A 13,241-nucleotide genomic window follows, 5' to 3' on the forward strand; every position below is an offset into this window, starting at 1 on the left:
AAAATGCCCGCCCGGTTGCTACCGCGGGGTGACGGCGGTGTAGAGCGCGTTACGCACCCGTGGCGTCCGGATGGCGTTCCGGTGACGCGGGGGCGGCCGGGCCTGCGCACTGCGCTACGCAGCAGCCGTCATCACCTTTGCGCTGGGTGCCCGGGCCTACGGGGAAACCCGCCCTCGCGTTTGACAGGCCGGGGGGGGTGGTTACGTTGGGCTTACATCGGGATTTCGCAGGAAAAACGCAGTCTTTTCCAGAGGATGGGAACCGTGGGCAAGATTATCGGAATCGACCTGGGCACCACGAACAGCGTGGTGGCGATCATGGAGGGTCGCGAGCCCAAGGTCATCGTCAACGAAGAGGGAGCTCCCACCACGCCTTCGGTCGTCGCGTTCACGAAGGATGGGGAGCGCCTGGTCGGTCAGGTGGCGAAGCGCCAGGCCATCACCAACCCGGAGCAGACCGTCTACTCGGTGAAGCGCTTCATGGGCCGCCGTTTCGAGGAGACGACCGAGGAGGCGAAGCTCGTCCCCTACAAGGTGGGCCGGGGCCCCAACGGCGACGCGCGCGTGGACATCGCCGGCAAGCAGTACAGCGCGCCGGAGATCAGCGCGCAGGTGCTGCTGAAGCTCAAGCGCGCCGCGGAGAACTACCTGGGTGAGAAGGTGACGGAGGCGGTCATCACCGTCCCGGCGTACTTCAACGACGCCCAGCGCCAGGCCACCAAGGACGCCGGTGAGATCGCCGGACTGAACGTGCGCCGCATCGTGAACGAGCCCACCGCGGCCGCGCTCGCGTACGGCATGGACAAGAAGAAGGATGAGAAGATCGCCGTCTACGACTTCGGCGGCGGCACCTTCGACGTGTCCATCCTGGAGGTGGGCGAGAGCGTCGTGGACGTGCTCGCGACCAACGGCGACACGCACCTGGGCGGCGACAACATCGACCTGGAGATCATGAACTGGCTGATCAGCGAGTTCAAGAAGGACACCGGGCTCGACGTCAGCAAGGACAAGATGGTCATCCAGCGCCTGAAGGAGGCGGCGGAGAAGGCCAAGATCGAGCTGTCCAGCGCGACGCAGACGGAGATCAACCTGCCGTTCCTCACGGCGGACGCGTCCGGTCCGAAGCACCTGAACGTGAAGCTCACGCGCGCCAAGTTCGAGCAGATGATTGGCCCGCTGGTGGAGCGTTCGCTGGAGCCGTGCCGCAAGTGCCTGAAGGACGCGGGGTTGGACCCCAAGGACCTCAACGAGGTCGTGCTGGTGGGCGGCACCACGCGCATCCCCATGGTGCAGGAGGCCGTGAAGCGGCTGTTCGGCAAGGAGCCCAACCGCTCCGTGAACCCGGACGAGGTCGTGGCGGTGGGCGCCGCGGTGCAGGCGGGCGTGCTCTCCGGCGAGGTGAAGGACATCCTCCTGCTGGACGTGACGCCGCTGTCGCTGGGCGTGGAGACGCTGGGCGGCGTGATGACGAAGCTCATCGAGCGCAACACCACCATCCCCACGCGCAAGTCGGAGACCTTCTCCACGGCGGCGGACGGCCAGACGCAGGTGGAGATCCACGTGCTGCAGGGTGAGCGCGAGATGGCGGGTGACAACCGCAGCCTCGGCCGCTTCCACCTGACCGGAATGCCCCCGGCGCCGCGCGGCGTGCCGCAGATTGAAGTGACGTTCGACATCGACGCGAACGGCATCCTCAACGTCAGCGCGAAGGACAAGGCGACCGGCAAGGAGCAGAAGGTCACCATCAGCCACTCGTCCGGTCTGTCGAAGGACGAAGTCACCAAGATGGTGGACGACGCGCGCAGCAACGAGGCCGCGGACAAGGCGCGCCGCGAACTGGTGGAGGTGAAGAACCAGGCGGAGAGCCAGGCCTACGCCGCGGAGAAGATGATCAAGGAGAACAAGGACAAGCTCACCCCCGACGTGGCGAAGGCCATCGAGGACGGTGTCGCGGAGCTGAACAAGGTCCGCGAGGGGCAGGACAAGGACGCCATCAAGGCGGCCCTCGATAAGCTCCAGCAGGCCAGCTACAAGGCGGCGGAGGAGATGTACCGGGCCACCGGCGGCGCGCCGGGCGCCACGCCTCCTCCGGGCGCCGAGCCCTCCGCGGCTCCGGGCTCCAGCGCCCAGCCGTCCGCGAAGGACGACGTGGTGGACGCCGAGTTCCGCCAGTCGTAACGACGTGAGCCTCCCGCCCCTCGGCGGGGGCTGAAGTCCCAAGGGCCGGTGCTCCGACGAGGGGCGCCGGCCTTCTTCTTTTCTCCGCGGCGGTGGACGGGTGTGCCGCGCGCGGGATGAGGGCCGGGAGCAACCCCGCGAATTCACGCGGGCCCGGGGTGGCGGAGGCGCTGCAAGGGGAGGGCGGGTTCCTCGCAGTCCACCCCGAAGGTGTCCCGCCATGTCCCGCATCGACTCCCTGCTGTCCGGCGTCCTCCCTGAACTCGTCGCGCCCGAGGGCGCATCGCTTCCCCTGGCCCCGCGCGCGGAGGCGCCTTCACGGACGTCGGCCGCTCCGGCCAACTCCGTGGAGGTGTTTCGGGGGACCGGCGCGCCGGCCACCGCGACCTCCACGCGGGCGACTCAGGTGGCGCCCCGGGCGCGGGAGGGCAACGGCTTCGACTTCGGCGTGGGCGGCGCGTTCCCGCCGAAGCCCACGGGCTCCATCCAGGAACAACTGAAGCAGGGGGCGCGGCTCCTGGAGCAGACCCAGGCCGCCGCCTTCAGCGTGACGTTGGACAAGGGCGCCTCGATGGACGCCTACGCGCGCAAGCAACTGGGGCACCTGGACCCGAGCCCGCCCATCGCGGGGGCTCCCACGGCGCTCACCGACTACACCAGCACCATCCCCGGCGTGTCCGCGAGGGACGCCTTCGAGGCCTTCGTCAGCAACCCGGAGCTGCTCTTCGGCGCGGCGGGCATCTCGCTGCGGCCGGCGGCGAGCGCGCTGACGGACGGCGCCCGGCTGTTCCTGGAGGAGCAGGGGCCGCCGCCGGTGTGGGCGCCCATCACCGTGAAGCTCAACGAGACGGAGCGCGTCGTCCACATCACCACCCTGGACGGACACCCGCTGCGCGGCACCAACCAGTTCGTCTTCGACGACGACGGCAGCGGCGGCACGCGCATCCGACAGTATTCGGCCTTCCAGGGCAGCTCCCCGGCGACGTCGGTGGGCCTGGCGCTGATGGATCCTATTGAACGGCAGCACGACATCTGGCGCAGCGTGCACGGGCAACTGCATGAGATGCTCAAGCCGCGTTGACATACTGGGTGTAAGGGGGAGGTGACCCATGACGACGCTCCAGACGACACCGCCGGGCCATGACGTGGTGCTCTACGACAGCCACTGCCGCGTGTGCAGCGGCGCCGCGCGGGAGATGCGCAAGCTGGTGGGAGGGCAGGGCACGGAGCTGCTCTCGTTCCGCGACGAGGGCGTGCTGGACGCCTTCCCGGGGGTGAGCTTCGAGCGCTGTGAGAAGGCCATGCAGCTCATCCAGGCGGACGGCCGGGTCCTGGAGGGCGCGGAGGCCATTGTCCGCGCGCTGGGCCGGCGGCCGTTGGGGCGGCTGTTCTACGTGTACTACGTCCCGGGACTGCGGCAGTTGGCGGACGCGGTGTACGGCGTGGTGGCCCGCTATCGCTTCCGCATCGCGGGTCGCAACTGCCCCGACGGGGCCTGCGCGGTGCACTTCAAATAGGGGGAGGGGCGCGGGTAGCATGCGGCCTTCCCCGCCTCCTCCTCTGGCCCTTTCGTGACTTCGCCTCCTCCCAACCTTCAGGCCGCCCAGTCCTTTCGCCGCTTCTTCGGGGAGCTGAGAGAGACGTACCTGGAGCGGGAAGCGCTGTTCACGCAGATCGAGCTGGCGCTGCTCTGCCGCGAGCACGTGCTGGTGGTGGGGCCGCCCGGGACGGCGAAGAGCGCGGTCGCCAGCGCCGTCCTGGGGCGCATCACCGACGAGGTGTCCGGGCTGCCGTCGCTGTTCTCCAAGCAGATCGCGGAGACGACGCTGCAGACGGACCTCATCGGTCCGGTGGACTTCAAGGTGCTCACGGAGACGGGGCGCACCGAGTACCTCACCGACGAGGGCATGCTGGGCGCGGTGCACGCGTTCCTGGACGAGGTCTTCGACGGCCGGGACATGCTGCTGCGCTCCATCCTCAACGTGATGTACGAGCGGGAGCTGAAGCACGGCCGCAAGGTGACGGCCGGCCGCACCGAGTGCGTGGTGATGACGAGCAACCGGTACCTCACGGAGGTGCTCGCGCGCTCGCCGGAGCTGCTCCTGGCGTTCGCGGACCGGCTGAGCTTCATCAGCTTCGTGCCCAAGGCGTTCGCCCGGCGGGAGAGCCGGGCCGCCATGCTGCACCGCTTCGTGCACGGGACGCGGCCGGACCTGCGCGCCACGCTGACGCTCCAGCAGTTGGACCTGCTCCAGGACGCGGTGGCCCAGGTGAAGGTGCCCGGCCACGTGCTGGAGGGCGTGGAGATGCTCACGGACGCGCTGGAGCGCGCGCTCGTGGCGCAGGTGTCGAAGCTGCCGGACTACGTGCCCACGAAGTACTTCTCCCAGCGCTCCGTGGTGAAGGCGCTCTGGACGCTGAAGGCGGCGGTGGTGCGCGATCAGATCTACCGCCGTCCGGACCGGTCGCTCGAGGCGACGGTGGAGGACCTGGACGCGCTGCGCTGGTTCTTCCTGCTGGGCGGCCCGCCGGCGGCGGAGGCGGACGCGCTGCTCAAGGCGGCGGTGGACCCGCGCGAGCGGGCGCAGTTGGAGATCGTCCGGCTGGAGCAGCGCACCTTCGACGAGGTGCTGGGCAAGGTGCGCCAGGAGCTGGGCGGCGGCGTGGAGCGCGAGGCGACGACGCTCGCGGCCGCGGACGACGTGAACGCGGCGGAGGGCCTGAGCCGCAACTGGCAGGCGGGCGTGGTGTCCACCACCGCGCGCGGCGTGCTGGGCAAGCTGGTGCCAGGGCCTCGCCACGGCCAGAACCGGGCGCCGCTGCTGGTGGCGGCGCGCGCGCTGGTGGCGGCCCTGGAGCAGCGCCTGTCGCGGGGCATGGCGGCGGGGCAGGGCGAGGGGCGCGGCGGCGTGGCGCTGCTCATCGCCATCCGCGACGTCCTGGAGCTGAGCCGGGCCGTGCCGGAGCTGAAGCCAGGCTACCCCGCGCTGTGCGAGTCGGCCGCGCGGTTCCTGGAGCAGGCGCTGGAGATGAGCGCGTCCGCGGCGGAGGGGCTCGCGTTCGAGGACAGCGTCAAGATGGAGTGGCTGGTCGGGCTCGCGGAGAACCTGGAGGAGGAGCTGGGCGTGATGGGCTCGCTGGCGGCGATGCTCAGCGAGGCCGTGCCCTCCCTCCACGCGCGGCTGCGTGACGCGGACCAGGACACGCGCCGCCGGGTGGTGGCCGCGCTCCGGCGCCGCGTGTCGGCGGCGTTCCCCGCGCAGGCGCCCCGGGGCCGCAAGGATCCGCTGGACGCGCTGTCCGCGGACTCGCGGCGGCTCACCCAACTGGAGAACGCCCTGACGGCGTTGGACCCGTCCCAGGCGGGGCTGAAGCAGGAGCTGCTCCGGCCGCTGAGCGTGGCGTATGCGCGCGAGGTGCTGGGGGCGACCCCGTTCGAGCGCATCGAGCAGTACGGTCGCGCGGTGCAGGCGGTTGCGGAGAACCTGCGGCGCGAGGGCGTGACGGCGGAGCCGGTGCTCGCCGAGTGCCGCGACCTGATGGAGCACCGCCTGCGCGAGCATGCCCGGGTGCTGTCTCGCGAGGTGGCCAGCCCGCCGCCCGCCCCCAACGCCGTGCTCAACGGCGACGCGTACACCTACTACCGGGGCGAGCTGTCCGCGCAGGCCCCCGACGGCGAGCTGTCCGCGCTCGTGGGCCTGGACGGACAGTTGATGGCGGCGCGTCCCCCGTCCGCCTCCGCGTTCCTCTCCGACACGGTGCGCGCGGCCGTGGCCGAAGCGGAGCTGTCCTTCCTCCTGTCGCGCATCAAGTACCTGCGCAGTTGGCTGACCCAGCTCCTGTCCGCGCTGCCCGCCCCGGAGGCGCTCAACGGCCGGGCCGACGCGGAGCGCACCTTCGAGCGGCTGGTGCGCAGCCGCTTTCCCCAGCTCGCGCTCAAGGAGGGGGAGCTCGTGCGGCTCAAGTCCTCGCTGGGCATGCTGGAGACGCTCCCGGGCGAGCTGGGAGAGAGCGCGCGCAGGCTGTCCGCCCAGCTTCGCGGCATCGACGAGGACTTCGGACACTTCAGCCGGCAGGTGCTGGAGCGGCGGACCGCGCCGTGAGCGCGGGGGCCCTGGCCGGAAGGCGGCGCTGAGCCGTGCTGGCGCGTCGGCTCACTCCCCTGCGGCAGCGCCTGGATGCGCTCCGCCAGCCCGCGGCGGCCCGGGGGGGCGCGTGGTCCTGGCCCTTCGGCCGCAAGCTGAAGGGGCCGGAGGACCTGGGCCTGCCGGTGCTCGTGGCGCTCGACCGCGAGCTGGACCGCGTGGGCATCCACACCGCCGCGGATGCCCGGCTGCTGCTCGCGCTGGGCACCCAGCGGGGCAGGGCGGGGGCGCTCGCGCAGGGGCTCGCCACGCGCGCGAACCAGGCCCTGGAGGAGTACGAGGCGTGCCTGCGCCTCGTGGAGAAGGCGCACCGCTCCGGGGAGATGCCTTCGGGGGCCCTCACCGCGCTGGACCGCGGCTTCGTGCGGCTGGCCCGCGCGGTGAAGGTGGCGGATCTCTTCAGCCGCCCACTGGAGGCCGGGGGCGGTGAGGACGCGCCATTCGAGATCTTCGAGCGCCCGGCGGGGACGACCCGGGAGCGTCCGCCGGCCAACGCGCGCCTGGCCGTCGCGGAGCTGCTGGCCGCTCGCGCGAGGGACAACGTCATCGACCTGGTGCAGAAGCGGCGCGACCTGGACCTGGCCCACGAGATGCTGCTGCGCCTGGGCACCACGGACGCGGACCGCGCGCGGAGCATGGCGCTGCGCAACGACGTGGCGGAGGCCCGCGAGCGGGTGCGAGAGGTGCCTCCCACGCGCTCCCTGGAGGCGCTGGTGCGCGGCGTGCGGGAGACCGCCCAGAAGGACCCTCGGGGCGCCTACCGTTCGTTGCAGGGCCTCTACGAGCGCGCCATCGAAGCGGGGGACGCGGAGCTGGCCTCGGCGGCGCGGCGCGCGTTGACGCCGCTGCTCCCTGCGGAGTCCCGGCTGACGCGGATGGTGGAGGAGGCGGAGGCGGGCACGCGGCTGCAATGGCTGGGGGAGGCGGATGCCGAGGCGGACTCCGGGCGTCAGGCGGAAGATTCGCCGGATGAGCAGCTCGCGGACCTGGCGTTCTCCCTGAAGCCGGAGCAACTGGCCACGTTCGACCTGGCGGCGGGGTGCGCGCGCTACTTCGACGTGGAGGACTCGCTGTCGGAGGAGATCGTCGAGAAGGACGCCGCCGCCGCGCGGGCCGTCCCCCGGCAGGTGCCCTACCCGACGCAGACCATGTCGTTCGCCACGACGGGCAGCCTGGATGAGGTCCACCACTTCGTCATCACGGATCCCCGGCGCCTGCTCCAGGACCTCGCGGGGCACCGGCAGCTCGTGCGCACGTACCTGGACGACGCGCCGCCCCCCAAGCCGCGCAAGGTGAAGCGCACCGCCGTGCGCGTCTACGTCTGTGACGCCTCCGGCTCCATGCACGGCGCGCGGGCGCGCTTCCGCGACGCGTTGATCATCGCGGAGCTGAACAACCTGCGTGTGAAGGCGCGGCGCGGAGAGACGTTCGATCCGCTCTACTTCAGCTTCTTCAACGACGTGCCCACGGAGCTGGCCCGCGTGGACACCGCGGCGGAGGCGACCCGGCAGATCGAGAAGCTCTTCCGGGACTCGCCCGCGGAGGGGCAGACGGACATCTCCCTGGCCCTGCTGTCCGCCTTCGACTCCATCCGCGCCGCGCAGGGGCGCGACCCGTACCTCGCGCGCGCCACGGTGGTGCTGATCACCGACGGCGAGGACCGCGTGGACCTGGACCTCATCCGCCGCACGCGCGCGCCCATGGGGGCCCTGGACATCGCGCTGAGCTTCATCTCGCTGGGCGAGGAGAACCCGGACCTCAAGTCCCTGGTGCTGGAGCAGCGCGCCGCCGGAGGCCGCGCCTTCTACCACCCGCTCTCCGACGAGGAGATCCGCTGGGCGCGCACGGAGTTCGACACGCCCTGGCGCACGCTCCTTCCTCGCGACGTGCCGGCCTCGCTGGAGGCCCTGGAGGCCCTGGCCCCGCACCTGGACGCGCTGGAGGCGGTGGCCGCGGGCCGCGCGCCCGGGGCGGGCGTGGCCGTGGAGGCCTCCTTCGACGCGCTCTTTCCGTCCACGCCCGCGGCGTCCTCCGTGCCGGAGACGCCCGGCGCGGAGCTCGTGGCGCGGGTGACGGACATCCTGGAGGCGGTGGGCGAGGCCGCGTCGCTCGCCTCCACGGACCGCCGCGCGACGGAGAGCGTGGTGCTGCTGCAGCACCTGCTGTCCGTCTACGGACTCACGCCCGCGCGGTACCTGGCCGTGCTGTCCGGCGGCGGGCGTCCGGTGGCCGAGGCGCTGGAACGGGTGCGGCTGCTCTGCCGCCCGTTCGGGTAGGCTTCGGGGCACGCGCCATGTTCGGCTTCCTCAAACGCAAGAAGGCACCCGCCGCGCCCGTGGACCCGCTGGCCACGTTCGACCGGCTCATCGAGGACCTGGAGCGCCAGGCGGCCGAGGTGCGCAAGTCCGCCGCCACGCTGCTGGCTCTCAAGGGCGAGCTCTCCCGCGCGGCGGCGCGCTACACGGCCCGCCTGGGCGACATCGCCGGACGGCGCCAGACAGCGCATGACCGGGGGGACGCGAAGGGCGTGGGCGTGCTGGAGCGCGACCGCGTGCAGACCGAACGCCTGCTGGAGTCCACGCGGGAATCGCTGCGGCGCGCGGAGCGGGACTCGGAGCTGCTGCTCGGCGCGGCCGGCGAGCTGGGCGAGCGCGTGGCGGACCTGCGCATCGAGCGGGAGAGCGCGTCCGCGCGCATGGCCGCGGGCGGCGTCGTCACGGAGGCGCTGCGCGAGCAGGTGGAGCGCTTCGACCGGGTGATGGCGCTGGAGGCCGCGCGTGATGAAGTGGAGAAGGCGCACGCCCTGGCGGACATCTACCGCGAGGAGCACCAGCCCCACGCCGCGCCCGAGCGCGTGAAGTAGGGCAGGGCGCTCTGTCAGGTCCGCCGCGCCGTCTGGTGCAGCTCCAGCACGATGTTGCCGCCCTTGAAGAGCCGCACCGCGCCGGACGTCTGGCTCACCGTGAGCGCGATGCAGTGCGTGGTGGACGTGATGCCCGCGGAGGCAGCGTGGCGAGCGCCCAGCCCCAGCGGAATCTTCACCGTGTCGTCGTTGGAGGACAGGTAGCGGCCGGCGGACAGCACCACGCCGTCCTCGCGGATGACGAACGCGCCGTCCAGCACGGAGAAGTTCTTGATGGCGTCGCGGATCTTCGGGTCGAGCACGTTGCGCTCGGACTCCGACAGGCCCTGGAACGGGTTGATGGTGAGCTGCCGGCTCTTCTCCAGCACGCTCGTGTGGTCGCCAATCGTGATGATGGTCCCGATGGGGTGGCCCTCGAAGCCCTCCTGGCCAATCTGCAGCGCCAGTTGGATGAGCGCGTCCACCACCTGCGAGTTGAACTCCTCGCCCAGCTTCACGCCCTCGATGGCCAGCCGGTCGTCCAGCGACCCGCCGATGCGCATCTGCATCAGCGTGTCCGGCGCGCGGCCCACCTTGCCCGTCATGCAGAGGACCAGGTCGCCCTCCTTGAACGCGCCCTGGGACAGCGCGGACACGAGCGCCACCTTCACCCGCTCCGTGCGCGAGTAGTCGTACGCGGGGATGACCAGCGCGCGGACCTTCTTGCGCAGGAGCTCCTGCGCCAGCGGCTCCAACGTCACCGCGTACACCAGCTTCTTGCGCGCGGGCTTACCCCGGAGGTCCTCCGGCGCGATGGGCGTGTCGCAGATGTAGAGGAAGTGGTCGACCTCGCTCTTGGCGGCCAGGGAGAGCGCCGAGCGTAAGAATTCCCGATCGAACTTCGTGTTGTCGCTCAAGGCGCCCCTCGTGCACCCTTCGTTTTAAAGCAGGTCAGCTTGACACTGGGAACTGCATGAATAAAGCTTTCGGGCCCTTTTTTTCGGGGGCAGGCCCCCTCTACCCGTCCAACTGGAGCCGCAGGCTGTGAACCAGAAAGATCTCAAGCGTTACAAGAAGATGCTCGAGGACAGCAAAGCGAGCCTGCTCGAAAGCGCGAAGAAGACCCTGGTGGAGGAGTCGTCCTTCGACACGGACGACCTGCCTGACGAAATCGATCAGGCCGCCTCCGAGTACACCCAGTCCATGGTCTTCCGCCTGAGGGATCGCGAGAAGTTCCTGCTGCAGAAGATCGACGGTGCGCTCAAGCGCGTGGAGGACGGCACCTTCGGCATCTGCGAGCGTTGCGAGGAGGACATCTCCCCCAAGCGCCTGGATGCGCGTCCGGTGACGACGCTCTGCATCCGTTGCAAGGAAGAGCAGGAGAAGAAGGAGAAGTCCTACGGCTGAGGCCGTGGCTTCACCGGGCCGCACGGGGCTCCCATGCCCGTGCGGTCCGCGTCTCGGAGGCGAAGGGCCGCTGCTTCAGGCCGCCACGGGCTGGATCTCCACCCGCAGCAGTTGCCGGCCGATGAGGAAGTGATCGCCGTTGTCGACGAAGGTCGGCCCCGCCAGGCGGATGAAGGTGCCGTTGGACGAGCCCACGTCGCGCACCATCAGCCGGTCCCCCCGCACCTGCAGGAGCGCATGCCGCCCGGACACGAAGCCGTCCGTGGGGAAGGCGATGTCGCCCTGCTCGCGACCCAGCAGGTTGTCGCCGTCCTTGAGCGGGTAGGCCGCGCCGCGCAGGCCACCCTCCAGGAGCTGGATGAGCCGCAGCCGGTAGCCGGGATCCGGCGAGCCCCACACCTGCGTGCCACCGGGCCCCAGCGCCGCGGCGGGGATGGGCTCCAGCACCAGGCGCTGGCGGCCCAGGCGCAGCTCTCCGCCGGCGGGCAGCTCGCGCTCATTGCGCAGGCGCACGAAGACGCCGTTGGCGCCGCCCACGTCCTCGACGGCGAGCCTGGCGCCGGAGAAGAAGAAGCGCGCCTGCACGGGCATGATGAAGGGGTCGTCCGTGAGCGCGATGTCCGCCTGCTGGCCGCAGGTGAGCGTGTCGCGCTGCATGCGCACGAGCGCCTCGGGGCCGCCGTCCGCGCGCACCACGCGGATGGACACCTGCGGGCGCGACGAGATGTGCGCCACGGCCATCACCATGGTCCCGGAGCGCAGCGCCGAGCCGCAAGCTCGGCAGACAGTGGCATCCCGGGAATTCTCGGTGTCACAGCGGGGGCAATAGTCCACGGCGTCCATGCGAGCGTCCCTTCTAGCAGGCCCGCGCCGCGTTGGGGGGCCCGACAGCGCACGGCTTGCTCCCCACCCGAAGGGCATGGTGAAGTCCCGCCCCCACTGACTGGACGCTGACGTGTACTGCCCTTCCTGCGGCGCCGACGCCGAAGACTCCTCCCGTTACTGCCCCGCCTGCGGCGCGACGCTCCTGCGCTCGGCGGAGGGCGGCGACGAATACGTGGGCAAGACGATTGCCTCCAAGTACCGGGTGGAAGCCCTCATCGGCGAGGGCGGCATGGGCAAGGTGTACCGCGCCCGTCAGCTCGCGCTGGACAAGGTGGTGGTGCTGAAGGTGCTGCGCCACACGCTGCTGTCGGACGAGCGCACCGTCGCGCGCTTCCAGCGCGAGGCCAAGGCCGCCAGCCGCTTGAACCACCCCAACTCCATCAGCGTGTTGGACTTCGGTCAGGCGGACGACGGCGCGCTCTTCATCGCGATGGAGTACGTGGCCGGGCAGGACCTGCATCAGATCCTCAGCCGCGAGTGGCCGTTGGGCGAGGCGCGCGTGGTGCGCATCGCCCTCCAGATCCTGAGCGCGCTGTCGGACGCGCACGGCGCGGGCGTCATCCACCGGGACCTGAAGCCCGAGAACATCATGGTGGAGCAGCGCCGCAACGAGCCGGACTTCGTGAAGGTGCTGGACTTCGGCATCGCGAAGATCACCGACTCGCAGGACGAGGGCCCGGCCCTCACGCGCGCGGGCTTCGTGTGCGGCACCCCCGAGTACATGTCGCCCGAGCAGGCGCGGGGCGCGGTGCTGGATCACCGCTCGGACCTGTACGCGGTGGGCGTCATCCTCTACCAGCTCATGACGGGGCTGCTCCCCTTCGAGTCCGACTCGGCGGTGGGCTTCGCCACCAAGCACCTCACCGAGGAGCCGCCTCCGCCCACGCGCCGCCGTCCGGACGCGCGCATCTCCCCGGGCATGGAGCGGCTCATCCTCCGCGTCCTGTCCAAGGACCCGGATGACCGGCCGGCCAACGCCGCGGCCTTCAAGGCGGAGCTGCTCGCGGTCGACAAGGAGCGCCGTCGCGGAGGGGCCGCCGCCAACGAGACGAGCGGGCGCCGTCCGCAGGCCTCGGGCGTGCTGGCCCCCATCCCGCGCAAGTCCCAGGCCGCGCAGAACTCCGCGCGCAACAACACGGCCTGGAACGACGTGACCGTGGAGGCCACGGTGCAGGGCCTGCCCCACTCGCGCACGCCGGTGTCCGAAGAGGCCACGCTCGCGCGCGAGGGCACCCAGACCTCCGTGGTCGCGCCCGCCTCGGGTGGCGGCGAGGGCATCATCCTCTTCTTCAAGGCGCTCACCACCGTGCTGGTGCTGGGGGCGGTGGGCTTCTTCGTCTACTACTTCGGCATTGGCGCGGGCAGCGGCTCCGAGGGCAACCAGTACGTGGCGCCGCCCAACGCGCCCCGCCTGCTCACCTCCGGTTCGGATCAGCCGGACTACCTGCGGCAGATCCCCAGCAACGCGCGCAACGTGGACAAGGCGCGCAAGCTGACCCAGGACGGGGACCGCGACGTGCTGGCCGGGGAGCTGGTCCGCGCGACCTCCAGCTACAAGGAGGCCTTCAACTTCAACCCGGAAGCGGAGCTGGCCCTCAAGCTGGGCGAGCTGTACTGGCAGCGCGACAACACCGACGAGGCCCGCGGCTGGTGGGTGCGCCACCTGACCGACATGCCCGACTCGCGTGCGCGCGCCTACATCGAGGTCCGGCTCGGCAGCCCGGTGGCGCGGCCCTCGTCGCCCTGAGTGCCGCCGGTAGCGCCCGGCCCGCTGCCTTGAGGCG

At 71.1% G+C, this 13,241-nt stretch carries 10 protein-coding genes; 8 read left to right on the forward strand and 2 right to left on the reverse strand.

Annotated elements, in window-relative coordinates; genetic code table 11:
• Positions 1-264: 264 nt before the first annotated feature.
• The 6 genes from dnaK to K8612_RS31235 all read left to right on the forward strand — a co-directional run bounded on the left by dnaK (position 265) and on the right by K8612_RS31235 (position 9,186).
• Entirely contained in the window at positions 265-2,178 is a 1,914-nt protein-coding gene (dnaK, locus tag K8612_RS31210) for a molecular chaperone DnaK (RefSeq protein ID WP_223743602.1), read from the forward strand.
• A gap of 220 nt (positions 2,179-2,398) precedes the next feature.
• The gene (locus tag K8612_RS31215) at positions 2,399-3,259 is read left to right on the forward strand and encodes a hypothetical protein (RefSeq protein WP_223764940.1); all 861 of its coding nucleotides are present in this window, start codon (positions 2,399-2,401) and stop codon (positions 3,257-3,259) included.
• A gap of 28 nt (positions 3,260-3,287) precedes the next feature.
• Positions 3,288-3,695: a thiol-disulfide oxidoreductase DCC family protein gene (locus K8612_RS31220; RefSeq protein WP_223764941.1), complete on the forward strand. Its 408-nt coding sequence runs from the start codon at positions 3,288-3,290 to the stop codon at positions 3,693-3,695.
• A gap of 54 nt (positions 3,696-3,749) precedes the next feature.
• On the forward strand, positions 3,750-6,281 hold the full coding sequence (locus K8612_RS31225; RefSeq protein WP_223764942.1) for an AAA family ATPase: 2,532 nt from the start codon (positions 3,750-3,752) through the stop codon (positions 6,279-6,281).
• 35 nt (positions 6,282-6,316) lie between these two features.
• Positions 6,317-8,599: a vWA domain-containing protein gene (locus K8612_RS31230; RefSeq protein WP_223764943.1), complete on the forward strand. Its 2,283-nt coding sequence runs from the start codon at positions 6,317-6,319 to the stop codon at positions 8,597-8,599.
• A gap of 17 nt (positions 8,600-8,616) precedes the next feature.
• Positions 8,617-9,186, forward strand: coding sequence for a PspA/IM30 family protein (locus K8612_RS31235; protein ID WP_223764944.1), 570 nt, complete (start codon positions 8,617-8,619; stop codon positions 9,184-9,186).
• A 14-nt stretch (positions 9,187-9,200) separates the two neighbouring features.
• Here K8612_RS31235 and K8612_RS31240 read toward each other — a convergent pair whose 3' ends face one another.
• Complete coding sequence (locus K8612_RS31240; RefSeq protein WP_223743607.1) at positions 9,201-10,082, reverse strand: diadenylate cyclase; 882 nt, start codon at positions 10,080-10,082, stop codon at positions 9,201-9,203.
• A 127-nt stretch (positions 10,083-10,209) separates the two neighbouring features.
• On the opposite strand from K8612_RS31240, the gene K8612_RS31245 reads away from it, so the two are divergent.
• Positions 10,210-10,572 (forward strand): TraR/DksA C4-type zinc finger protein, encoded by a 363-nt coding sequence (locus K8612_RS31245; RefSeq protein ID WP_014395767.1) that lies wholly within the window; start codon positions 10,210-10,212, stop codon positions 10,570-10,572.
• Positions 10,573-10,647: 75 nt separating this feature from the next.
• Here the strand turns inward: K8612_RS31245 and K8612_RS31250 are convergent, their stop codons facing one another.
• On the reverse strand, positions 10,648-11,415 hold the full coding sequence (locus tag K8612_RS31250; protein WP_223743608.1) for an FHA domain-containing protein: 768 nt from the start codon (positions 11,413-11,415) through the stop codon (positions 10,648-10,650).
• Between the two features lie 112 nt (positions 11,416-11,527).
• On the opposite strand from K8612_RS31250, the gene K8612_RS31255 reads away from it, so the two are divergent.
• On the forward strand, positions 11,528-13,204 hold the full coding sequence (locus tag K8612_RS31255) for a serine/threonine-protein kinase (protein WP_223743609.1): 1,677 nt from the start codon (positions 11,528-11,530) through the stop codon (positions 13,202-13,204).
• Positions 13,205-13,241: the final 37 nt, after the last annotated feature.

The organism is Corallococcus sp. AS-1-6 (assembly GCF_020037015.1).
In the GTDB taxonomy this organism is placed as follows: domain Bacteria; phylum Myxococcota; class Myxococcia; order Myxococcales; family Myxococcaceae; genus Corallococcus.

Coding starts and splice junctions, on each gene's coding strand:
- K8612_RS31215 (WP_223764940.1), top strand. CDS start 2,399: ATGTCCCGCATCGACTCCCTGCTGTCCGGCGTCCTCCCTGAACTCGTC.
- K8612_RS31220 (WP_223764941.1), top strand. CDS start 3,288: ATGACGACGCTCCAGACGACACCGCCGGGCCATGACGTGGTGCTCTAC.
- K8612_RS31235 (WP_223764944.1), top strand. CDS start 8,617: ATGTTCGGCTTCCTCAAACGCAAGAAGGCACCCGCCGCGCCCGTGGAC.
- K8612_RS31250 (WP_223743608.1), bottom strand. CDS start 11,415: ATGGACGCCGTGGACTATTGCCCCCGCTGTGACACCGAGAATTCCCGG.